Genomic DNA, 21,656 nt, shown 5'->3' with positions numbered 1-21,656 from the left:
CTGGCTCTTTAAACAGGACTAAGTTGGTCCGCATTAAAAATCGTGCCATCACGCACCTGGCGAACGGGCTGCACCCCGACCGGCCGTGTATGCCCCCTCTCCCTCCGGGAGAGGGCTGGGGTGAGGGTATGCGGATCCCCGGGTGCACCCCCGCACGCGCACCGAACTGAGCAAGGTGCAGAACACGCCGGGGCGAGCAGGAGAGGAGCCCCCTGTTGACGACGGGGTCCCCGCGCTAAGTCCCCGAGCCAGAGGAGGAAGCGAATGAAGGAGATGAACTATCGGACGGCGCTGGTGACGGGGGCCTCGAGCGGCCTGGGACGCGGACTGGCGCTGTGGTTCGGCAAGAAGGGCGTGAAGGTGTACGCCGCCGCACGACGCCGCCCCCAGCTGGACGACCTCGCGAGGGAGGCACGGGCGGCCGGTGCCAACATCGAGCCCGTGGAGCTGGATGTCTCCCAGGCGGAGGCCACGCTCGAGCGCATCCGCGAGCTGGACGACGCCTGCGGCGGACTGGACCTGGTGGTGGCCAACGCGGGGGTGGGAGGAATGACGGACGGCCGGAACTTCCCGTGGGAGCACGCGAAGAAGGTCATCGACGTGAACGTCACCGGGGCCGTGGCCACGCTGTCGGCGGTGCTACCGCGAATGGTGGAGCGCAACCGGGGACACCTGGTGGGAGTCTCCAGCCTGGCGAGCTGCCGGGGCCTGCCGCAGAACGCGGCCTACTCGGCATCCAAGGCCTTCCTCAACACCTTCCTGGAGAGCCTGCGGGTGGATCTCCACGGCACACAGGTGCGCGTCACCTGCATCAAACCTGGCTTCGTGAAGACGGAGATGACGGCCAACATCCAGCACACCATGCCCTTCCTCCTGGAAGCGGAGCCCGCCGTGGATTTCATGGCGCGGGCCATCGTGCGAGGGGAGGACGAATACGGATTCCCCTGGCCGATGGATCGGGCCGTGGGCCTGGCGAAGTTCGTGCCCAACGTCCTCTTCGACGCCGTCGCGAGCAAGGTGGTGCTCTGAGCAGACGCGCGCCAGCCCCGCGCGTGGAGGGCGCGATGAGGATGTCATCAAGCTGGGGCCGGCCGAGCACGAAGCGGTAGTAGTCCGGGACCGAGGGACGCCAGTGAGGCCCCTCGACCCGACCCAGCTCCAGACAGCGCCGCGGCGTCACGTAGGACATGGTGCTCTTGAAATCGAAGACGAGTCCCGTGCGGTGGGGGGGCGGGAAGAGAAACAGCTCCTGACGTGCCCCCGGGTGCTCGGAGTTGTAGCGCACGCGCGTACGGGCGCTGGTGAAACGAGGCGCCGATCTCCCGCGAGATGTTGGGAATGACTGTAGGTCACGGCCCCACAACATCAATTGCTTTCTCAGAACACAAGATCTGTTCTGCCTAGTGACACTTGATGGGGGGATTGGTTTTTCAGGGAATGGTCCGCGGCTTTTCGGCCCAGAAGCCGCTGGATCATCCCTGTTTGTCTTGAAGTCCCCACACACAAGGAGCACAGGTGTTTCGACGACTCATTCTGGGGGCTGCCCTCTGCCTGTCAGGGGAGGCGTTAGCCAAACCGCCCGCGGGCAGCGTGTTCTGCACCACATATCCCTCGGCACCCGCCTGTACCGGGCAACAGCCATCCTGCACCTACTGTCACGTCGCTCCGCCACAGCGCAATGCCTTCGGAGCCGGGCTGGAGCCCCACCTGGCACCCGGTGCGCCGCGCCCGCTGTCCGATACGGACTTCGCATTCGCGCTCCCCACCGCGCTCAGGGCGGTCGAGGAGGTGGATGCGGATGGCGACGGCGTGCCGAACCTCGTGGAGATCCAGCGCGGTACCCTGCCGGCTGACGCCAACAGCGTGCCCGTGGATACGGGCGGCTGCTCGGCGGGCACCAACCCCCAGTACGACGTGTGCCGCTACGACACACGCTTCGCGTACCGGCGCGTGCTGCTGGATTTCTGCGGACAGTCGCCCACCTATGAGCAGCTCAAGGAGTTCGCCGCGTTGAGCGTCGAGGAGCAGCGCGCCCGACTCGACGCCGAGCTCGACCGCTGCACCCAGACTGCGTTCTGGCGCGGCAAGGATGGGCAGCTATGGAAACTGGCGCATCCGAAGATCCGCCCGGTGGGCTCGCTCAAGTACGGAGAGGACGAAGGAACCATTCTCATCGCCGACTACTACGAGGACTACGCGCTCTATACCTACTCACAGATCGACGACCACGACGCGCGCGATGTGATGACGGCGAAGTACTTCGTGCACTGGAGCAAGAAGGACCCCACGCGCTACACGCGAGCGACGGAGCCGATGTCTCCGCTGTACGTCCGGCAGGAGGAGCACCGCGCGGGCAATCTCACCTCCTCGTGGAGCCTCACCTACTTCGTGATGTTCACCGCGCTGCCTCGTAACGCCGCGTCACAGGCCTACCGTGCGTATCTGGGCTACGACATCGCCAGGCAGGAGGGCCTCTACAGCATCCCCAACGAGCCCCGCGACTACGACGCCAAGGGTGTGGCGGAGCCCGCCTGCGCCGCCTGCCACGCGACGCTCGACCCGCTGAGCTACCCCTTCCGCAACTACCAGGGCATCTCCCTCACGGATATCCCAAGCTCGGCGAACTACATCCCCAACCGCCTCGAAACGTACTTCAGTGACGTCGCGCCGAACATCACCCAGACCCCCGAGGCCGGCTACATCCTCGGCCAGCCCGTGAACAACCTCGTGGAGTGGGCGCACGTGGGCGCCAACAGCGACGCCTTCGCCATCGCAGCCGTCACCGACTACTGGAAGTTGCTCATCGGCCACGCCCCGACGGCCGAGGAGAACGCTGAGTTCGTCGCTATCTGGCAGCGCTTCAAGGGCACGCACCAGTATCGCGTGCAGCGCATGCTTCACGATCTGATCCGCACGGAGGCCTACGGTGCGCCCTGATTCCCTTCGCGTCTTGATCCTGTCCGCCGCCTGCGCGCTCACCGCCTGTCCCTCGCCCTCCCCCGCTCCCACTCCCCCGGGGGAAGACGCCGGCACGCCACCGCCTCCCGAGCTGGCTCGCTCCACGCGCAACAACCTGCGCTTCAAGGGACCGGAGCGGCTGACGTCCGACTTCGCGGCGGCGCTGTCGCTGCCGGTCGCCCAGGTGTGCAACGAGTTGGGCCAGTACCCCTGCACCTCCTCCGTGCACACCGTGGCCCTGGGCGGCGTCGAGCCGTATGGCATTGGCATCTACGAGCCTATGCCATTCACCGGAGTGACCACGCCCATCGCCGTCGACCGCGTGGCACTGTCGGCCTGTGGCCAACGCGTCACGCTCGACCTCACCCCCCCCACGGAGGCCGTCATCTTCGGAGGCATCGACCTCGACTCCCAGGGTCGCCTGGCGAGCCGGGAGAGTGCACCGGTGAGGAACGCCATCACCGCGCTCTACCAGCGCGCACTGCTGCGAGACCCCACGGAGGCCGAGGTGGGCGCGTTGTTGCAATTGGCCACCGACATCGAGTCCTCGGGCAGTCAGGCGCCCGGCCGCGACTGGATGAAGGCCGCCTGCTTCGTCGTCCTCTCCTCCGCCGAGTCCATCTTCTTCTAAAGGGAAACGCCATGTCACTCCGCAACAATGGCCGGCTTTCGCGCCGGGAGATGTTGAAGGCACTATCGCTGTGCGCAGCGGGCTCCGCGACGCTGGGGCCCCTGCTGACGGGCTGCCGCGACACGCTCAACACCCCGGAGACACTCGAGCGGCTCGGGGGCGTGCGCCGCGCCCGTCTCGATGGCAAGCCCCGCTTCCTCATCGTCATAGGCGCGGCAGGCGGCGCCTCCATCGTCGACAGCCTGCTGGCGGTGCGCGCCTCGGAGGCCGGCGAGAACGCCTCGAAGCTCAACACCTTCCCCGACGAGCTGGTGCAGAGCGTGGACGGCTCCCCGTTCCGCGCGGTGAAGGTGATCAACCAGCTGCTGGGCAACATTCCCCAGCCGGTGAACACGGATCAACTGCCCTTCGTGCGCAAGCACAAGGACCACATGCTGGTAGCCACCTCGGTGGGAACCTCGGTGAACCACGCCATCGCGCAGAAGCGGAGCCTCACCGGCAACGCGGCCTGGCGCGGCCGCACGCTGCAGGAGTGCGTGGCCCTGCAGTACGGAGCCGGCTTCCCCATTCCCAATGTGAACATGGGGATGGGGGGCTACTCCGAGCGCGGCACCGACAGCTCGCTGCCCTCGTACTGCTACGGGGAGGTGGTGTCCAACGCCTCGTTCTGGCCGTTGGGCCTCGATGGCAGCAAGGGCATCAAGGAAGCGCCCCCGCGCGACGTGGTGGAGATGGCCCGGCGCACGCGCAACACGCTCGATTCACAGTCGATCTTCGGGCGGACCTTCGAGAACGCGGCGGCGCTCCAGAGGTGGAACGAGCAGCGCATCGTGGGGCAACCGGCGTTGGAGGCGAAGGATCTGATCAACCGCCTCAACGTGTTGCCCGATCAGCCTCCGAAGATGCCGCTCTCGGAGTACGGCCTGTCGAGCTCCCCCGACGGGGATCGGCTGCGCAATGCGTTCCCGTACTACCTGACCGACCCCGTGGAGGGACAGGCAGCGCTGGCGTTCCTGCTCCTCAAACACCGCGTATCGGTGACGGTGACGCTGGGTCCATCGTTCAACGTGTCGGTGGGTGGAGAGCACGAGCTCATCGCCAACCCACCGCTGGCCTTCGACTTCAGCCACACCGATCATCGTGCGGCTCAGGCCTTCATGTGGTCACGGGTGATGTCCGTGGTGGACAAGCTCATCGACCTGCTCAAAACGGAGCCCTTCGATGAGACCACGGGAGAGAGCATGTGGGACCGCACGTTGATCTACGTGGCGACCGAGTTCGGGCGCACGCGCTCGCGGCCCAACAACGCCACCGCGTTCAGCTCCGGGCATGACCTGAACAACGGTTTCGTGATGTTCTCACCGATGCTCGAGGGCAACACGCTGCTGGGTGGAATCGACCCGTCCACCACGCTGACCTACGGGTTCGACCCGCGTACCGGAGAGCCACAACGCGGCAAGATGACGACGAACGAGCCGGACATCTTCTCGGGTGTCCTGACCGCCCTGGGCGTCGATACCTCAGGCAGCGGGCTCCCCGATGCGAGCGCTTTCGTGCGCAGCTGAGCCGAGCCATCCGGACCCCGGAGTCGTACGGGGTCCCGGAGAAGAGCCAACCCGCCGCGCTCAGGGAGATGGCATCGGGCACGACGATGGAGCAGCGCACCGCTGGAGTACACGCCTGCCCAGACCCTCCTCTACCAGGAGACGGACGACTGGACTCCTGCTGGCCCTGTCCGCCTCAACCCCACCCCTGCAGTGCCATCTCTTTTGCCCACTGCTCGAGTCATCTTCTCGCGATAACGCCGTTGACACTCACCGATACGGGCCCGGCGGGTCCCCAGGGTCCGGCGGGTGCCACGAGGCCCAAGGGTGACACCGGCCTCATGGGCCCGTCGGGAGCTGGGGTGGATTGCCCCGCGCAATCCTCGACGGGACCCCAGGTGACTCCGTGAATGGCCGGCCCCGGCACCTGCGCCGGGCCAGCTGCCCGCGGGCATCAAACCGCCAGACGCGCCCTCAAGTCCTCGAGCGCGACATGGCCCTTGAATCCACCCGCGCTCGTGGCCGAACGCTGCTCCTCGATCGCGTGAGCGAAGATCACCGCGGGGTCCTCCTCCAGCCTTCGGATATGCGCATGGAGCCTCGGATACTCCCGAGGATCCGCCACGCCGTGGAACTCGGCCCAGCGCGCGATGCCGATGAAGTAGGCATCGGCGATCGTGCGCGTGTCGCCCGCGAGCCATTCCCGTTTCGCCATCAGCGCCTCCAACTCCTCGTGCGCCTTGGCGACCTTCTTGCGGCCCATCTCCCTCAGCATCTCCTGGACGGGTGGATTCTCCTCCATCTCGTAGGCCGTCCAGAGCGGGCCGAACGCCGAGAAGAAGGTCGTGTTGAGGAAGGCCAGGGTCTCATTGAGCCGGTCGTGTTCGGGCGTGCCCTGGGCGAAGCCCAACCGCCGGGCCGGTGCCCTGTTGGCGAGATGCGGCAGGATCGCGGCGCTTTCGGTCAGGACGGTACCATTCTCGAGCAGCAGGACCGGCGTCTGGCGAACAGGGTTGAGCTGCACGAAGAGGTCCCGCTGCGTATCCTCGGGCATGTTGATCCGACAGAGCCGGTACGGCAGTCCGAGCCACTCCATCGCCACGATCGAACCGAATGAACACCCCAGCGGGATTCCATAAAGAAGCACGGGTTCCATGTCTTGTCTTCTCCTGGGTCGACGTCGCCGCGCCTGAAGCGCAGCGGCTGGAACTCATATGCGTCAGTTCGAAATGTTTGTGAAGTAGGCACAAAAATGTTGTGTGGTTACATTTTTCATACTCGGTGACGACGATGAAAGACACGGTTTCCGGATGTCCCATCGAAGATGTGATGCGCCTTCTGAGCGGGCGCTGGCCCACGCTGCTGATCTATTACTTGAGCAACGGCCCCAAGCGGTTCAGCGAGTTGCGCCGCGACAACCCGAAGATCTCGCAACGGATGCTGACGCTCGAGCTTCGCGAGCTGGAGGCCGCCGGGATTGTGTCCCGCACGGTCTACCCGGGCGTACCCGCGCGCGTGGACTATGAGCTCTCGGCGGAAGGCCGCGGGTTGGTGCCCCTGCTCAATGCACTCGGCGATTGGTGGGAGGACCTTCAGCGGCGGCGCCGGACGGACGAGCCGATCCGCGGCAGCCAGGCCAGTTGAAGAAAGTCCCTTCAGGGACCAACGAGCCAAGAGGAGCCCCTCCGGACGCGGTCTTCCGCGACCTGTCCGACAGTCGGACAAGTTGGAGAAAAGTGCGGCCGGAGGGAGGTCTCGGCTCCTCCCCCGAAGCGATGGGGAATCGTCCGTGCTCCGTCTCAGCTGGGAATGACGGACGTGAGACCGAAATACATCACGGACGGGTCGGCGGGCGAGAACGCGATCGACGACACATCATCATTGGCGTTATGCGTCTGCGTCACCACGCCCGTTGCGTGGTTGTATTTGTAGATGTCCGTGCCATAGTCCTGGTAGTAGGTGCCGAACTCGAAATAGATGACCTGGGCGTCCTTCGGATGCGGCGCGACCAGGACGCCGTTGGTCAAACTCACGTTCTCCGATTCCACCACCACCGGAGCAAAGGTCTGACCGCCGTCCGCCGAGCGGTAGAGCTTCCGGGTGCTCGTCTCCAGGTCCATGCCCACGAGCCAGACGATCTGCCCGTTGGCCGGGGACACGGCGATGGTGAACCCGTTGGCGCGGGTCGTCGACAGGCCCTTCACCTGCGTCCAGGTGGAGCCACCATTGGTCGATACGAAGGCGCCCTGACCGGCCAGACCATACAACACGTGGTTGAGATTGGCCGGGTCGAACGCCACCGTGTATCCGAGGACGAAGTCCTCGCTGACCGGAGCCACACCGATGGCCGTCCACGAGGCGCCACCATTGAAGGACTCGTACAGTTGGCCCCGCCTGTCACCGACGCGCACGTGGCTGCCGTTGGCGGCGTCCACGCCCAGGCCCAGGATGTTCGCCGCGGGTGAGGTCAGCGCGGTGAGGGTGGAGCCATCGATGCGGTAGAGGCTCGAGCCGTTCTCCGCCCAGGCATAGGCTCGGCCTCCGGTTGCGGCGGTCAGCGTCAGGCCCGAGTGCACCGTTCCAACGGTGTTCCAGGTGCAGCCCGCGTCGGTGGACCGGAGGAGGCTGTTGGCGTGCACCGCGAGCAGCGTGTTCGCCGTATCCAGCGCCACCAGCCCAGGGGTGGAAACGGTGCCCGTGAGCGTCCCCGTCGACGCCAGGGTCGCGCCCTCGTCCCGGGTGAAGGTGATGGCATTCGTTCCAGTAATGTGACTGCACGAGGGCACGGTCCAACCCGTCAGGGCATCCCGCGCTGCTCGACGAGCCCCGGGGAGGAATCATCCTGCCCGCTGCCGCAGGCCGACAGGGCGAGCGTTGTGGACAACACAGCGATGACAGCCGGATTCCTTCTCAAGAAATGCATTTTTCTCTCTTTGAGAATGACAGGAAATAGATGAAGCGACAGTAGCGCTGTGCGGCGAGGCCTTTCCTGGCACGGCACCGCACGGGCCACCTACTGCCCGCAGGCTTGATTCAAAGTCCCACGGGAGAGGTCATCCCACCCGGGCCTACGGCTGAAGTATAGTCCCGCCTACAGGCGCCCACCGGAGGCGAGCAGCCGCGGGCTGATCGCGAGGGGGAGCGCCAGCACAGAGCCGGAGACGGGCCGGACAGGTCCGGGGAGAAGAAGGATGAGTGGGAAGAAAAACCGGGGCGGGAGGACTGGCGGGCCATCCACACCCCAAGCGGGAAACGGGAAGGGGAAGAAGGACGAGCAGGAAACCCCCTCCCGCGTGCAGAGGATGATGGCGAGCCTGGGGCTGACATTCAAGGAGGTAAAGGACCCCGGGCCCGCCGGGGACAGAGGCATCCGCTGGCGGCGATGTTGATGCTGCTGGTGCAGGCGCTGGCGGTGGGGCGGCGGGTGTTGAGGCATGCCGAGGCGCTGGGGGAGGACATGCTGCGCGAAGGCACGGCGCCCGAGGGGCTGAAGCGGCCGGTGTCCGACACGACGTTGGATAGGCTGCTGGGGAAGTTGGAGCCAGAGGGGTTGGAGCAGGAGGTGCACCAGATGGTGCACCGAGGCCTGGAAGTGGGGCTGATACGCCATGAGCTCTTCGCCCGGGGCGTCGTCAGCATTGACGGGAAGGCAGGGGAGAGCACGCCGGGGCAGCCGCCGTGCGAGCCGAGCCACACGACGAAGGATGAGCAGGGGCGGGAGTACTGGTACCCGTACGCGCTGCGCGCCAGTCTCACCAGCAGCGCGGCCCAGCCGGTGCTCGACCAGAAGTTGCTGGAAGGCAAGCAGGGAGAGGCGACGGCGTTCCCGGAGTTGTTCAAACGGGTGGTGGAGAAGTTCGGGCGGCATTTCGAGTACGTGACAGTGGACGCGGGAATGACGAGCGCGGCCAATGCGCGGGTGGTGAGGGAGGCGGGCAAGCACTACCTGATGGCGCTCAAGGAGAACTTCCACCGGCTACATGACAAGGCGTGGGTGGCGCTGGCGGTGGCGCCAGTGAAGGTGCGCACGCGCGAGCGGACGAGCGGGGAGTGGGTGGAGAGGGAGTTGAGGGTGGTGGACAAGCCGCCAGAGGAGGACTTTCCCGGCGCCCAGCAATGGGTATGGGTGAGGCAGACGCGAACCAGAGACGGCGAGCTGCCGAAGGTGGAGACGCGGCTGTTCCTCACCTCCATTCCCACAGGGCAACTGTCCCCGGAGCGGATGCTGACGTTGGTACGCCGGCACTGGGGGATTGAGAACGGGCCCAACTGGACAGCGGACGTGGTGCTGGAGGAGGACAGCGCCTCGCCCAGCCTGCGAGGCAATGCACCCCTGGTACTCAGCTGGCTGCGTTTGCTGGCCTACAACCTGCTGGCCCTGGTGCGCACGCACCTGCCGACTCGCGACAAACGGCCCCAAAGCTTCGCACGCACCATGGAGGTGCTCTACCAGGGCCTGTTGGGTCTGGCCGTGCTGCCCGAGAGTCTGGCCACACTTGCCTGAGCGCCCGCCAGCTGCTCCCGCTCCGGCCTTCCCGCGCCTCTTCTCCCCTGGCTGTTCGGCCTGTGTACCTTCACTCCTGTCCTTCCACGGCGCCCCTCTTTCAGGCGCCGTCCGGAGGGATGCTCCCTCTTTGCCTGTGAATGTCTGGACTTGCTCTCCGCCTCTTCAAAACCTCTCCTACGGACTTTGGATCAATCCTGCCTACTGCCCGGAGTCCATCTCCCCGTCAAACAACAATCATTTGTCGAAGCGAGCAGCTTTGGAGCATTGGCGAAAGAACGCCTGGCAGGAATGGAGATGCCGCCGATGATGATGTTGTGCGGCTCCGAGGGCAGCGGCTCGCCTTGTTCAAACCGATAAGGAGACCTGATTTCCATTGCGGCCGGATGGCTTGCTCACCGAGCCTGCGGCACGACCGGGTGGACAGAGTTCGATCGCCGGAACCGCGGACGCAGGCGAAGCAACCTCATGCTCTCAGTGGAACGCTTTGCCGCGCGCCAATTGCGCAACCATATCCGCGATTCGCTTCTTCCGGGTTTCCAAGCGCTTGGCAGTCTGAAGGCGACGATAAATCACGTATAGGTTTCTGCGATCGAGCGTTTCGAAGAACCGCCTGGCAGCAGGGGTCTTCCGCAGCTCTTCGAGGAAGTCATCCGGGACGACCACCTCAGACGACCCCGAATAGGCCTGCTCCCAGCGCCCGTCCTCGCGCGCCGCTTGGACATGAGCCAGGCCAGGTGGCCGCATGCGCCCCTCGGCCACCAGACGCTCGGCGTGTTCACGGTTCCTCTTCGACCAGTCCGATCTGGGACGGCGCGGCGTCAAGCGCTGTAGAAACGAGACTTCGTCGAGCGACTTACGCTGACCGTCGATCCAGCCCCACGCGATCGCCGCGACGACACAATCGTTCCAGGTGACAGTTGGAGTGCCCGAGTCCTTCTTGAAGATGCGGACCCAGAGCTCTCGCCTGGTCTCATGATTCGCTTTCAGCCAACTTTCGAGCTGGTCAACTGTCTCGAATGAGCGAGCTTCGGGTGGATGCATGCCAAGCCTTCCAATTCAAACATGGGCCTGAACGACACAGTATCATCGAAAATGGTGTGCATCGCGGCGATGCCTGCCGTCTCGGGGACTCCCAGGAGCCGACTCAGAAACTCTCGCACACCAACGCTCCGCTCTTCGCCCAGACGGCCCCCTTCGCTGCTGGGATCGAGCGGGTTGAAGGCCCCCCTGGTGGTGACATGGCGATTTTCGCAGTAGCGGCCTCCAACGTCGTCCGCCGAGGCCACCACTCCAGCCCAGACCGAGGTCGCGGCGCCTTGGGGAATGGTCTTGAGCGTGAACAGAGGTCTACCTCGAGCAGCGAGGTCCGCATTGGTTCGCTCGACCATGCTCGAGAGTAGCGATGTTGCCTGGCGGATCCGCGCCCGTTCCGTCGCTGGCTCAGTGCGCCTTGTACTCCGTAGCGACATCCAGGACCCACGTGATGCCGAAGCGGTCCTTGAGCATGCCGTAGAGGGGCGCCCATCCCGACGGCGCCAGTGGCTGCGCGACGGTCGCGCCAACGGAGAGCTTTTCCCAGAGCGCGGTGATTTCCTTATCCGAGTCACCGCGGACAGAGACGAAGAATGCATTCTTGCCTTCGTCCCACGGCATCCGGGACGGCACGTCGTACGCCATCACTCGAAAGCCGTTCTTGGCGGCGACCTGGCCCCACATCACCTGATTCGCCTCGGACGGATCCTGGACGCTATGGGCGTCCTTGTAGGTGACAATGGTGATGTCCCCGCCGAACACGGACTGGTAGAACTCCAGCGCCGCACGAGCATCGCCACGGAAGTTGAGGTGGTTGGTAACGCTGACGGTCATGTCTCTCTCCTATGCAGGTTCAGGTTTTCGAGCGTCTCCGCACGCTCGCGGCTCGTCGGGGCGACGGGGATTCTTCGACCCGTGAGGTGATGGGGACAGGTCTGTGACCTGTCGAATCTGGTGGTACCGCCGAGGGCTGAGGCCGGAGGGCCGGCATGATGACTCCGTCAACCATCGACACGAGGAAGGCCAGGTCCATCGGCTTGCGCTGAACCAGGGTGCGGTAGGCGGCCATCGACGGGATGACCTGGGACAGAGTGACGATGTCGGCGGACGCCGAGATCTCACCGCGTTCGACCGCTCGCCGCATCAGCGCGAAGTGCGCTTCGGCCCACGGTTGGACCACCGCGGCGTTTGCTGCCTCGGCGAGCGTCTGGTCCTGCGAGAGCAACGAGGCGAGCCCCGTCATGATCTTGAGCTTGCGCTCGCCTTCTTCGATCGACTGCGGCTTGAACAGGCCGAGCAGGTCTCCGCGGAGCGTGCCCGTGTCGGGCAGACGCTCGAGATCGACCTGATTGCGTTTCATGTGCGCGACGGCATCGATGACCAGCTCCGTCTTCGACGTCCATCGGCGGTAGATGGTCGCCTTCCCGGCTCCGGCTCGCGCGGCCACGATGTCCATTGTCAGGCCCGCTGCGCCCACCTCGGCGAGAACCTCGAGCGTGGCGTCGAGGATCTTCGCGTCGCGCGAGTGGTCTCGCTTGCGTCCTGGCTGTGCGGGCTCGGCGGCAACGGCGTCGTCATCGTTCTGAGTCATGCAGTCATCCTCGAGATGATGTTGATACCCGCGAGTTCCGGAACCGTCAAGTTCCGAAACTATCTGGTTCCGTTATTTCCGCGGAGCCCCGACCCCCGGCCTCACCCCACCAGCTTCTCGAGCATCGCCATCCCGCGATCGGCTTCGGCCGGCGTCGCGTCGGCCAGCTCGAGGTACACGCGGGCGCGGCAGGGGCCAGGGGCCTCTCCGTCCCCATCCGCAGCCGCTCAAGCACACGCGTCACCGCATCGTGCGGCCGACTCCGTTGCGGCGCCGGTGAACCGCTGCGGCCAGGTGCGATCGACGGCCGCGATGCTCGCCGCCGCCCCTCCCGAGATTTTCGCTCGTTCGGTTCGGCCAGCGCGACGAGTACCCGGGTATCGACGAGGAGGTGACGGAGGCGAGTCTGCTCTCCTCAGCGCCGCTCCGGGTTCCCGCCGCCCTTGCGAGCGGCGATGGCGTCAGCGGAAACCCGCTGGAGCACCTTGAATCCCTGCTTGACCGCTGGAGTGTCATTGAGCACCTCGCCGTGGAGCTCAGCCCAGGAGTGGAAGCTGTACTCCGGGTTGCTCGAGCAAAGCTCGCGCGCCACCGTGACCTCGCAGGGCAGGCCGAAGGCGGAGAGGTAGACAGCGAGCGAGAACGAGCCAGGCAGACAGATCCCGTTGGGCTCGAGGAGCCGCAGGACGAGCTGGCTCCACAGGATCTCCTGGCGGGCGAGGCGGATCGCGGCGAGCGGCGGAAGCGCGGCGTAGCGGTCACTCCCCGGGACGGGGCGCAACTGCCGCAGATAGCGAGAAGCTGGTCCCCAGCCTTGCTTTCGCAGCATCCTCAGGGCGCGGGCGGCGTGCGCGGCAGCGCCATCGGGGTGATCCGATCGTACTCGACGGCGGTCGTGCGGTGCTGCTCGAGGACCACCACCAGGCCCGGCCGGACTCGCTCCATGGAGTGGTAGATGATGGGCCCTTCGCCCCGACAGCAGCGCCAGATCGCCGCGCGGTCGATGTCCGCGTCCGGCTCCTCGATCAAGTCCGCCGGATTGGTAGAAAACGACTTGCCCTGAGCAGCCCGTGTAGTCTCCGATGATCTCGGTGCCATGCAACATAACTGCACCGTGAAGCTGCCGGATCCGAGCCATTCATCCAGCGAGCTGTGTTTACGGTCTCAACACACCAGCGTCGACCCGGGGCCCCGCGATCTTCACTGAATGGTTCGATCGGCTACGACGGCTCGCTACAGTGCCTACACTGCCTGCGCGATGCTAGATGAGGTTGCCGTGCCCCAACACATCAGGCACGCCGCGAGGGAAGAGTGCCGTGAGGTGTTCGACCTTTCCCATAACGGTCAACACGGGCGGCTCGTAGACCACCCTTGCGTCCAGCGTCACGCGCTGCTCCCAATCAGAGCGCTCACGAAGGCGCCCGGTACTTCGCCGCCATCCGCGCCATCGGCGGCACGCCCATGATTGCCGTCAAGGGCACCATCGGTGACAACGACATTCACGCCTCCGACGCCGCTGCGCTCGTGCATTACGTCAACGACAACATCCCGCGTGGAGCCGGGTCAGCGGCCACCGTCTGGCTGGCGGATGCAGATGTTGCCGATGAAGGCGATGGAGGAACAGATGGGCAACTGTGGCCCGCAGTCCGTGTCGGTGTAGCACTGCCCCGAGCAATAGTAGCCACCCCAGCCCTCGACACAGAGCGAGCTCTCGCAATCATTGCCGCTGGTGCAGGCATCCATCCCCGGGCGCCCGGCCCCGCGCCGCCCTGTGAGGCACATACAGCCCTCCGATTCATCACACTCGCAGCGCTCGTCAACCGGGCATTCGCTGTTGAACGTGCACGCGAGCCGTGAGCCGCCCCCCGGAATGCCCGCATCGGGAACGTTGCCACCGCCGTCCGCGGGCTCTCCCGCGTCCATGGACGCATCCGGTGCGCCCCCATCCGGAACGTCACCACCGTCCACGGGCACACTCCCACCGGAGGACGCATCCGGCGCGCCGCCGTCCGTCTCGTTGTCAATGACCCCCGCATCGAGCTCCCCGGAAGAGCCGTCCCCGCATCGCACGAACGTCACGACGACTCCCACCATCGCGAAAAAGACAAACAACCTTCTCAAGAGAGCCTCTCCCGTGCAGCACGTTGTACTCCTGAACAACCGGCAGGAAGCCAGAATGGATGAGGATACCACAAGTCCCATATGGGCACATTCAGGTCGTTCAATCCCGCACGGGCGACTCGGTGCGCAAGGGGATGGGAATTTGACCCGGGCCAGGAAGGGGGTGAAGTGAACCCTGGCCAGCTTCGCTGACGCTCCGACTGCTCCACTTCGGTCCGGAACGAGTATTCCACCTACCGGAAGACGCACCAGGATTGTGCATCATGAACACCGCTTTGGACACGGCATCTCACGCGCAGGTTTCTCGGGTCGAGAACATGCTCACCCGGCTGCTCGGGGACGACGTCATCGGCATGTATCTCTTCGGCTCGGCGATGAACGGCGGACTCCGGCCGAAAAGCGATATCGACATTCTGCTCGCGGTCAAGCAGCCCATCGTCGGCGACCGGCGTGTACGGCTGGTCGAGCAACTGTTGGCGCTCTCGGGCGATCCAAAGCGGGGCGACCGGGTCCGGCCGGTCGAAGTGACCGCGGTCGTCATTGATGACATCAAACCGTGGCGGTATCCAGCGCGGCGCGATCTCCAGTTTGGTGAGTGGTTGCGCGATGAGCTCGTGGCGAAGCGGATTCCGCCGCCGACCTTCGATCCGGATCTCGCGATACTCTTCACCATGCTGAGACAGCGCAGCGTCGCGCTGTTCGGACCGCCCGCGACTGAACTCTTCGACCCGATTCCCACGGCCGATTTGAACCGAGCCCTCGCCGAAACGACAGCACAGTGGACGAGCGAAGACACCTGGGAAGGCGACGAGCGCAACGTCCTGCTCGCACTCGCGCGCATCTGGGTGACACGCGCGACGGGAGCGATCTTCCCCAAAGACGTCGCCGCGACATGGGCGCTGGAACGGCTGCCGCCGGCGCATAGGCCGGCGCTCGAACTGGCGCGCGCCGCCTATCTCGGAGAATGCGAGGACGATTGGACGAATCGCACCGAGGAGGTGGAGGCCTGCATACGGCACATGAAAGGCGCCATCGAGGCGATCACCCGAAGCGACCGTTCGCCCTGAACTTCGAGAACGTAGGCTGGGACGCTACCGCTGGGTGGTGGAGCGCACGCCGGACCGCGCGAGGCGGAGGAAATTGAGAATGCGGCGGTCCGTCTCGCGTTCTGGGAAAGGGGGACTGTGCCCTCCGCGCAAGCGCGGTGACGGTTTGACGGGGCCGCGGTGTTCCATGGGGAGGAGGAACAACACCCATGGATTTTCAGTTACCCGTCACCCAGGCTGGAACGCCCCTGTGTCTCGGGCCCATCCTGTCTCGCCCATCCGTGCGGCTGGCGCTCGCCGCCGTGATATCTGCTGCCGCTCTTCTCTCTTCCCCGGCCCGCGCCGATGAGTCGCCGACGCGCCTTCCGCTGACCGTGGCGTACTTTGGAGAGACGCTCGTTCATCCGGGACTTACCGTTGGGACGGAGCTGAGCCTGGTCCGTGGTGGCAGCGGTGCCATCGTTCTGACGGGCAATCTGGGCGGCTACGTCCACCCGCGCAACCACGTGGGGCTCTTCGCCTCCGCCGAGGTAGGCGGACGCCTCACGGCTTCCTTTGGCCTGTATGGCGAGCTGCTCGCCGGTGCTGGTTACCTGCACACCTTCCTGCAAGGCCCGGCCTATGTGGTCTCGCCGGACGGCGCCGTGCAGCCGGCCGCGGATGCTGGCAGGCCTGCCCTCATGCCCACCGCCAGCCTGGGCCTGGGCTGGGACCTGCAACGCAATGGAGTGGCCCCGCTTGCCCTCTTCACCCGCGTGACGCTCTTCGGTCAATTCCCCTTCAACCAGCGGCTGTTGCCCCATGCGGCCGTGCAACTCGGAGTCCGCTTCCAATGAGAACCCTCGCGACCGTCGCCCTGTTGCTCTCCGCGCTCCTGACTGGCTGCGGCCGGTTCCAGACCGAGGGCGATTTCTTCTTCGTGCGCAGTGCCGGCGCGGACCTGCCGGTGTGGGTGCGTGGCAACACGGACTCCGGTGTCTTCATGGTGGTGCTCGCCGGAGGCCCTGGCAATTCGAGCATGTCCTATGTGTCGCCCGTCACGGAGTCCCTCGAGGAGAAGTACGCCGTCGTCTACTGGGACCAGCGCGCCACCGGGGTGGCCCAGGGCAACCCCACACCCGAGACGCTCTCGCTCGAGCAGTTCGTCGCGGACACCCACGCCGTCATCAGCACGCTTCGCCAGCGCAATGATGTCCAGAAGCTCTTCCTCTTCGGCCCGAGCTGGGGCGGCACCCTGGGGACCGCCTACCTCCTCAAGCACCAGGAGGGCGTGGCCGGATGGATCGACCTGGATGGCAACCACGACTGGCAGAAGAACTGGGACTTCGCGCTCGACTACGTGAAGGTCTACGCCGAGCGGAAGCTGGCAGCGGGCGAGGAGGTGGACACGTGGCGCGGCGTTCCCGAGTGGGCCGAGTCGATGAAGGGGACGCGGATGAGCAGCGACAACCTCTGGAAATGGCAGCGCCTGTGCACCAAGGCGGGGGGCTACTTCCATGATCCGTCGAATTCGCCCGGCGTTGGCGCGGATCTGCTGCTCTTCTCGCCCTTCTCGTTCGGGGCCATGCTCACGAACAACGGTCTCGTCCTCGAGAAGATCCTCTCCGACGACGCCTTCTACGACGCGCTGCAGATGTCCCCGAAGCTCTCGCGCATCACCATCCCCTCACTCGTGCTGTGGGGGCGGCACGACGGCGCGGTGCCGGTCGCCATGGCGCACGACGCCTATGACAACCTGGGTACACCTCCCGAGCACAAGTTCCTCGTCATCTTCGAGAAGTCCGCGCACATGGCACCCTTCGAGGAGCCCGAGGCATTCCTCACTGCGGTGACTCAGTTCATCGAGAAGTACCGCTGAGCCAGCGCGGGCTCAGGGCTACTCGCGCGCGACCTGGGTAAGCGGCGCATAGGCGGAAGAGAGGCCGTGTTGAGGGTGAGGGCTGGAGCGGAGGGGCCGAGGAGGGCCGCTGGCAGGGGCAGCCCGAGCAGTGAGCCCGGGATGCGGCCGCCTCGCTCGCCGCGCTCACCACGGCGATGAACGGCAAGGCGCTCGCGGCTCCCCGCACTCTCACCCTCACCGCGGCACGCATGGCCGCGCTCTACTGGAGCGCACCGGCATGGAACCCGCTCGACAAGGCGGAGGCCGTGGTGCTCACGCTGGAGCGCACGCTGCACGGGGGCGACGTGGCCATCTTCACGGACATCGGCGGCGCGGCGACCTCGTACCTGACATGGCGCCAGTCCGCCGGAGCGGTGACTCCGGAGCGCGTGCTCGCGGAGTTCTCCCTGTCCGGAGCAGCTCCCGTGGAAGCCCAGCTCGCCTACGACTACGCGCTCGCCCATGCGTTCGACACACCGAGGCCCCACGCCTTCGACGCGCTCTTCCCCGGAATGGACAGCCGGAGCCTGATGGTGGCGGCCTTCGCGCTCTACGAGCAGGCCCGGCTCACCCCCGGGCGCCAGGAGCGCGAGGCGTTCATCGCCATGGCCAACAACTACCTGGCGTGGCGCGAGCAGCACGATACGGTGCAGGCGGTCTTCACGCCGGCCTGGCCACACGCGGACGAGGTGTCACGCCCCGCGTTGATGCGGGCGCTGACGCCACTGCTCGTGGTGCACTTCGGCACACTGGAGTGGACGTTGGCGGATTACGCGTATGCCCATCCGGACCGGGATGGGAATCCCCTCACCTCACCGCCCACGGAGTACAATTGGGCGGTGTTCTGGGAGCGCTGGCCGCCGATCCTCGACGCGTTCGAGATGCCGGAGATCCTCGAGGATCCGCTGGCTGACTGACGGCGCAGTCCCCGTCCTTCTTCCGCGCCTCCCTCGCCGCGGCCTCAGGTTCCACGCTCGCCTCCGCCCCTGCTGCGTGAAGGAGCCCCCGGAGCCCACTGCGCAGGCAGCCGGGGGTATGACTCGTGGGGCCTACACGGCGGAGCGCCGGGGCCCCATGAGCCACTCCTTCACCCGCTGCCAGAAGCCGGGGCGCCGCTCTTCACGAGGCAGCGTGCCCAGGTCCAACGAGCGCACGGGCCTCGAGGACTCATTCCATCCAGCGCGCACGGGGATGGAGCGCGACGAGACAACCGGCGTCTTGGGGAACACGACCGTGAGGATGCCGTGACGGCGCGTGGCCACGATGGAGAGAACCTGCCCCTCGATGCGGACCTCGACGTACCGCGAAGGCCAGTCACCCAGGGCCCGGAGAAGGGGAAACGTCGGACCGTTACGAAAGATGATGGATGGCACGAGGAAACCTCCTTTCCCAGATGTTCGGACGCCTCTTGAGTAAAGCGCCCCGGGCGGTGCGCAAGGCCCACATCCAGGGACCTCGAACCCCTCCCCCCTACCTGGACATTGGCGCCTGCCGGCCTGCTCCACGGACCGGCCAGCGCTCCCCAGTCACGCTCCAGTCATGCGGCCCTGCTACGGGGAGTACGAGTTCCTCGACGGCAGCAAAGGTGAAACGTCGAGACCGAGATGGAGAACACACCCATGAATCTCTTCCGTGGACAGCTCTCTCGATTGTTGTCTCTGGGGCTCGTCATGAGCGCCGTGCAGCTCCTGCCAGGTACGGCACTGGCGGCACGCACTCCCTATTACCAGGCCCTCGTGGCCAACACCTACGACGCTCAATCGGGTACCAGGCTCACCCCGGGACCCAACGGTGAGGCCGGGGGGGCTGTAGGCAGCTTCGATGACGGCGATTGGATCAAATTCGCCGAGGTGGACTTCGAGGCCAATGGCCCAAGCTCCTATCAACTGATCGTCGCGCTCCCGGACCATGAGGTCGGCGGGTCCTTCGAAATCAGACTGGACAGGCCGACGGGACAACTGCTCGACGTCCTCCATGTCTCCTCGACGGGAGGATGGAACAACTTCACGACCCAGTACGGGTCCACCGTCCCCGTGGCCGGAGTGCACGATGTCTACATCGTGGCGAGGGGGAAGAACGCCGTTGGGAACATCCATCAACTGCTCTTCATCAAGAGTGGCACCGTACATACCCTGAATCCATTCAGCCTGTCCGGGATCTGGGCCAGGGACTACAACGATCAGTCCGGCACCACGTTGGTCACGTCCTCTGGAACCCAGGTCGTGAGTGACTTCGATGACGGTGACTGGATCCAATTCTCGGGAATGGACTTCGGCTCGACCGGCGCGAGCCAGGTCTGGCTGACCGTCGCGGCGCCCCATGAATACGCGGGCCAGCAGCTCGAGCTTCGCCTGAATAGCCCAACGGGCCAGCTCATCGGAACGCACACCGTGACGGGGACGGGCGGATGGGATACCTGGTCAGGCATCCAGAGCTCCTCTGTCACGCCAGTCCCCGGAATCCACACGCTCTACATCGTGGGCTCGGGCCAGTCCAAGATCGCGAACATCCGCGGATTCCTCTTCGTTCCCGCTCGTAGCGCGGCCATGCCATGACCTGCCGGCTCCTGGTGGGCGTTGCGCGGAGGACTCGGCCACCCCGCCGATTCGAGAGCTCGATTCCCGGGTAGCGCAATCAATCCCATACCAATGGAATGAGGTTGATGTCAGGCAACTCCATCCTCTGGAGGTCGGCGCCAACGAGCGGAACCGGACCTGATTGCGTCAGGCCCGGAATGTTCCAGTGTCCCCCGGAACCGTCGTGTAATCCTGAACTGTATGCCCGGCGGTTTCTAAACAATTCCAAGAAATTGCAGGCCCAGAGAGACCAAGACAGATCCCATCCGCGTCCGGTTCACCAATTTCCGGTTGGGTCGAGTCCCCCGATTGGGCTCTGGCCCGACCGGAGGACCTGTCATCGTGTCTCCCATGTGCAATGCGTATATCCCGAATAACGTCGATCTGGCCTCATCCCCGTCCGTGGCGCGAGCGCTGACGCACTGGCAGTCGCGCTTCAAGGAGTGGTGGATGGAGCGGGGCCCCGCCGACTTCCAGTCGCACGAGGTCTACCTGCGCACGGCCGTCGGCGTGGAGCCCAACGGCTGGGCGCACTACGACTATGTCCGGCTCCCGGAGTACCGCTGGGGCATCTTCCTGTCCCAGCCGGAGAGGAACCGGACCATCGGTTTCGGAGATCTGCGCGGGCAGCCGGTGTGGCAGGAGCCTCCCGAGGAGCAGAGCGCCGCCCTGCGCTGGCTCATCGCGACGCAGGGGGACGCCGAGCCGGCTTCCGTGGAGCAGCAGCGGCTGCTGGGCCGCACGTGCCCCTCGCTGTATGACCTGCGCAACCTCCTCCAGGTGAACGTGGAAGAGGCCCGCCACCTCTGGGCGATGGTGTACCTGCTGATCCGCCACTTCGGCGCGGAGGGCAGGAACAGCGCCGAGGAGTTGCTCGCCCGGAGCAGCGGCAGCCAGGAGCAGCCGCGCATCCTCGATGCGTTCAACGCCCCGGTGGAGGACTGGCTGCACTTCTTCATGTACACGACCTTCACGGACCGGGTGGGCAAGATGCAGCTGCTCGCCGCCGCCGAGTCCGCGTTCGATCCGCTCTCCCGGACGGCCCACTTCATGGCCATCGAGGAGGCCCACCACCTGTTCGTCGGTGAGACGGGCGTGGCGCGCGTGCTCCGGCGCACGGCCGAGCTGATGAGGCGCTCACCCAACGGAAGTGCTCGAGAGCTGGGGGGAATCGATCTCTCCGTCATCCAGAAGTACCTCAACCTCTGGTACTCGCTGACGTTGGACTTGTTCGGTTCGGAGATCTCCCGCAAGGCAGCCGCGGTCTTCAGCGGTGGCGTGAAGGGGCGTCCTCGCGAGGCGAGGTTCGAGGACCACGATGGAACCGAGCGCCCCTATCGCATCGAGTCCTGGGATGCGGAGACCCGCACGTTCCGCTACCAGGACGTCCCCATGCGCTCGGCGATGAACGAGGTGCTGCGAGAGCTCTTCATCCAGGACTGCGAGCGCGTGGTGGAGCGCTGGAACCGCGTCCTCGCCGAAGAGGGCCTGAGCGAGCGGGTGCAGCTGCCGTCTCCTCGCTTCAACCGCCACCAGGGCCTGCTGGCAACCGGCCACTTCTCGCCGGAGGGCACTCCCCTGACGGCGGAGGAGTGGGAGCGCCGAAGGGCGGAGTGGTTGCCCACTCCCGAGGAGCGGGCGGCCGTGAGGAGCGTGCAGGCCCGGGCCGTGATGGCGCGTGGTGAGATGGCGAACTGGATTGCGCCTCCCACCCGGGGCATCCAAGGCAAGCCGCTGGACTTTGCCTACGTCCGCGTGGAGGCCTGAGGAA

At 65.7% G+C, this 21,656-nt stretch carries 21 protein-coding genes; 12 read left to right on the top strand and 9 right to left on the bottom strand.

What is annotated here, in order from left to right; translation table 11 throughout:
* The first annotated feature begins 264 nt into the window (after positions 1–264).
* The 4 genes from JQX13_RS24635 (at position 265) to JQX13_RS24620 (ending at position 5,154) form a co-directional block, all read left to right on the top strand.
* A complete protein-coding gene (locus tag JQX13_RS24635; RefSeq protein WP_203411359.1) occupies positions 265–1,029 on the top strand; it encodes an SDR family NAD(P)-dependent oxidoreductase in 765 nt (254 codons plus the stop codon).
* Between the two features lie 561 nt (positions 1,030–1,590).
* A complete protein-coding gene (locus tag JQX13_RS24630) occupies positions 1,591–2,937 on the top strand; it encodes a hypothetical protein (RefSeq protein ID WP_430384192.1) in 1,347 nt (448 codons plus the stop codon).
* A complete protein-coding gene (locus tag JQX13_RS24625) occupies positions 2,927–3,589 on the top strand; it encodes a hypothetical protein (RefSeq protein WP_203411357.1) in 663 nt (220 codons plus the stop codon). Before JQX13_RS24630 ends, JQX13_RS24625 begins: the two co-directional genes overlap by 11 nt.
* Positions 3,590–3,600: 11 nt before the next feature.
* The gene (locus tag JQX13_RS24620; RefSeq protein WP_203411356.1) at positions 3,601–5,154 is read left to right on the top strand and encodes a hypothetical protein; all 1,554 of its coding nucleotides are present in this window, start codon (positions 3,601–3,603) and stop codon (positions 5,152–5,154) included.
* Between the two features lie 433 nt (positions 5,155–5,587).
* Here the strand turns inward: JQX13_RS24620 and JQX13_RS24615 are convergent, their stop codons facing one another.
* Positions 5,588–6,289 carry a glutathione S-transferase family protein gene (locus tag JQX13_RS24615; protein WP_203411355.1) on the bottom strand — a complete coding sequence of 234 codons (702 nt, stop codon included), beginning with the start codon at positions 6,287–6,289 and terminating at the stop codon, positions 5,588–5,590.
* A 173-nt stretch (positions 6,290–6,462) separates the two neighbouring features.
* Here JQX13_RS24615 and JQX13_RS24610 point away from each other — a divergent pair, with 173 nt between their 5' ends.
* Complete coding sequence (locus JQX13_RS24610; RefSeq protein ID WP_239015119.1) at positions 6,463–6,777, top strand: winged helix-turn-helix transcriptional regulator; 315 nt, start codon at positions 6,463–6,465, stop codon at positions 6,775–6,777.
* 155 nt (positions 6,778–6,932) lie between these two features.
* Here JQX13_RS24610 and JQX13_RS24605 read toward each other — a convergent pair whose 3' ends face one another.
* Positions 6,933–7,919, bottom strand: coding sequence for a WD40/YVTN/BNR-like repeat-containing protein (locus JQX13_RS24605; protein ID WP_203411353.1), 987 nt, complete (start codon positions 7,917–7,919; stop codon positions 6,933–6,935).
* Positions 7,920–8,515: 596 nt separating this feature from the next.
* On the opposite strand from JQX13_RS24605, the gene JQX13_RS24600 reads away from it, so the two are divergent.
* Entirely contained in the window at positions 8,516–9,637 is a 1,122-nt protein-coding gene (locus JQX13_RS24600; protein WP_203411352.1) for an ISAs1 family transposase, read from the top strand.
* 474 nt (positions 9,638–10,111) lie between these two features.
* Here the strand turns inward: JQX13_RS24600 and JQX13_RS24595 are convergent, their stop codons facing one another.
* The 6 genes from JQX13_RS24595 to JQX13_RS24570 all read right to left on the bottom strand — a co-directional run bounded on the left by JQX13_RS24595 (position 10,112) and on the right by JQX13_RS24570 (position 14,342).
* Positions 10,112–10,681, bottom strand: coding sequence for a YdeI/OmpD-associated family protein (locus tag JQX13_RS24595; RefSeq protein ID WP_203411351.1), 570 nt, complete (start codon positions 10,679–10,681; stop codon positions 10,112–10,114).
* Positions 10,682–11,080: 399 nt separating this feature from the next.
* Positions 11,081–11,506, bottom strand: coding sequence for a VOC family protein (locus JQX13_RS24590; protein ID WP_203411350.1), 426 nt, complete (start codon positions 11,504–11,506; stop codon positions 11,081–11,083).
* A 19-nt stretch (positions 11,507–11,525) separates the two neighbouring features.
* A complete protein-coding gene (locus JQX13_RS24585; protein ID WP_203411349.1) occupies positions 11,526–12,263 on the bottom strand; it encodes a TetR/AcrR family transcriptional regulator in 738 nt (245 codons plus the stop codon).
* A 415-nt stretch (positions 12,264–12,678) separates the two neighbouring features.
* A complete protein-coding gene (locus JQX13_RS24580) occupies positions 12,679–13,092 on the bottom strand; it encodes a lasso peptide biosynthesis protein (protein WP_203411348.1) in 414 nt (137 codons plus the stop codon).
* 2 nt (positions 13,093–13,094) lie between these two features.
* Positions 13,095–13,361, bottom strand: a complete 267-nt coding sequence (locus JQX13_RS24575) for a hypothetical protein (RefSeq protein WP_203411347.1) — start codon at positions 13,359–13,361, stop codon at positions 13,095–13,097.
* Between the two features lie 465 nt (positions 13,362–13,826).
* The gene (locus tag JQX13_RS24570; protein ID WP_203411346.1) at positions 13,827–14,342 is read right to left on the bottom strand and encodes a hypothetical protein; all 516 of its coding nucleotides are present in this window, start codon (positions 14,340–14,342) and stop codon (positions 13,827–13,829) included.
* Between the two features lie 305 nt (positions 14,343–14,647).
* Here JQX13_RS24570 and JQX13_RS24565 point away from each other — a divergent pair, with 305 nt between their 5' ends.
* The 4 genes from JQX13_RS24565 (at position 14,648) to JQX13_RS24550 (ending at position 18,226) form a co-directional block, all read left to right on the top strand.
* On the top strand, positions 14,648–15,451 hold the full coding sequence (locus tag JQX13_RS24565; RefSeq protein ID WP_203411345.1) for an aminoglycoside adenylyltransferase family protein: 804 nt from the start codon (positions 14,648–14,650) through the stop codon (positions 15,449–15,451).
* Positions 15,452–15,639: 188 nt separating this feature from the next.
* Positions 15,640–16,266, top strand: a complete 627-nt coding sequence (locus JQX13_RS24560) for a hypothetical protein (protein ID WP_203411344.1) — start codon at positions 15,640–15,642, stop codon at positions 16,264–16,266.
* On the top strand, positions 16,263–17,288 hold the full coding sequence (locus tag JQX13_RS24555) for an alpha/beta fold hydrolase (protein ID WP_203411343.1): 1,026 nt from the start codon (positions 16,263–16,265) through the stop codon (positions 17,286–17,288). Before JQX13_RS24560 ends, JQX13_RS24555 begins: the two co-directional genes overlap by 4 nt.
* 176 nt (positions 17,289–17,464) lie before the next feature.
* Positions 17,465–18,226 carry a hypothetical protein gene (locus JQX13_RS24550; protein WP_203411342.1) on the top strand — a complete coding sequence of 254 codons (762 nt, stop codon included), beginning with the start codon at positions 17,465–17,467 and terminating at the stop codon, positions 18,224–18,226.
* Between the two features lie 132 nt (positions 18,227–18,358).
* Here JQX13_RS24550 and JQX13_RS24545 read toward each other — a convergent pair whose 3' ends face one another.
* Complete coding sequence (locus JQX13_RS24545; RefSeq protein WP_203411341.1) at positions 18,359–18,682, bottom strand: hypothetical protein; 324 nt, start codon at positions 18,680–18,682, stop codon at positions 18,359–18,361.
* Positions 18,683–18,928: 246 nt separating this feature from the next.
* Here JQX13_RS24545 and JQX13_RS24540 point away from each other — a divergent pair, with 246 nt between their 5' ends.
* Positions 18,929–19,864 (top strand): carbohydrate-binding protein, encoded by a 936-nt coding sequence (locus JQX13_RS24540; protein WP_203411340.1) that lies wholly within the window; start codon positions 18,929–18,931, stop codon positions 19,862–19,864.
* Between the two features lie 372 nt (positions 19,865–20,236).
* On the top strand, positions 20,237–21,652 hold the full coding sequence (boxB, locus tag JQX13_RS24535) for a benzoyl-CoA 2,3-epoxidase subunit BoxB (protein ID WP_203412195.1): 1,416 nt from the start codon (positions 20,237–20,239) through the stop codon (positions 21,650–21,652).
* The last annotated feature ends 4 nt before the right edge of the window (positions 21,653–21,656 follow it).

It is taken from the genome of Archangium violaceum (assembly GCF_016859125.1).
Taxonomy (GTDB): domain Bacteria; phylum Myxococcota; class Myxococcia; order Myxococcales; family Myxococcaceae; genus Archangium; species Archangium violaceum_A.
Note: the sequence above shows the minus strand (reverse complement) of the source record. Positions and strands in the feature narration are given on the sequence as shown.

Bases quoted from the DNA above. Each gene is read 5' to 3' on its own strand.
- JQX13_RS24635 (WP_203411359.1), top strand. From the start codon at position 265: ATGAAGGAGATGAACTATCGGACGGCGCTGGTGACGGGGGCCTCGAGC.
- JQX13_RS24620 (WP_203411356.1), top strand. From the start codon at position 3,601: ATGTCACTCCGCAACAATGGCCGGCTTTCGCGCCGGGAGATGTTGAAG.
- JQX13_RS24615 (WP_203411355.1), bottom strand. From the start codon at position 6,289: ATGGAACCCGTGCTTCTTTATGGAATCCCGCTGGGGTGTTCATTCGGT.
- JQX13_RS24610 (WP_239015119.1), top strand. From the start codon at position 6,463: ATGCGCCTTCTGAGCGGGCGCTGGCCCACGCTGCTGATCTATTACTTG.
- JQX13_RS24600 (WP_203411352.1), top strand. From the start codon at position 8,516: ATGTTGATGCTGCTGGTGCAGGCGCTGGCGGTGGGGCGGCGGGTGTTG.
- JQX13_RS24595 (WP_203411351.1), bottom strand. From the start codon at position 10,681: ATGCATCCACCCGAAGCTCGCTCATTCGAGACAGTTGACCAGCTCGAA.
- JQX13_RS24590 (WP_203411350.1), bottom strand. From the start codon at position 11,506: ATGACCGTCAGCGTTACCAACCACCTCAACTTCCGTGGCGATGCTCGT.
- JQX13_RS24585 (WP_203411349.1), bottom strand. From the start codon at position 12,263: ATGACTCAGAACGATGACGACGCCGTTGCCGCCGAGCCCGCACAGCCA.
- JQX13_RS24580 (WP_203411348.1), bottom strand. From the start codon at position 13,092: ATGCTGCGAAAGCAAGGCTGGGGACCAGCTTCTCGCTATCTGCGGCAG.
- JQX13_RS24575 (WP_203411347.1), bottom strand. From the start codon at position 13,361: ATGGCACCGAGATCATCGGAGACTACACGGGCTGCTCAGGGCAAGTCG.
- JQX13_RS24565 (WP_203411345.1), top strand. From the start codon at position 14,648: ATGAACACCGCTTTGGACACGGCATCTCACGCGCAGGTTTCTCGGGTC.
- JQX13_RS24560 (WP_203411344.1), top strand. From the start codon at position 15,640: ATGGATTTTCAGTTACCCGTCACCCAGGCTGGAACGCCCCTGTGTCTC.
- JQX13_RS24555 (WP_203411343.1), top strand. From the start codon at position 16,263: ATGAGAACCCTCGCGACCGTCGCCCTGTTGCTCTCCGCGCTCCTGACT.
- JQX13_RS24550 (WP_203411342.1), top strand. From the start codon at position 17,465: ATGAACGGCAAGGCGCTCGCGGCTCCCCGCACTCTCACCCTCACCGCG.
- JQX13_RS24540 (WP_203411340.1), top strand. From the start codon at position 18,929: ATGAATCTCTTCCGTGGACAGCTCTCTCGATTGTTGTCTCTGGGGCTC.
- boxB (WP_203412195.1), top strand. From the start codon at position 20,237: ATGTGCAATGCGTATATCCCGAATAACGTCGATCTGGCCTCATCCCCG.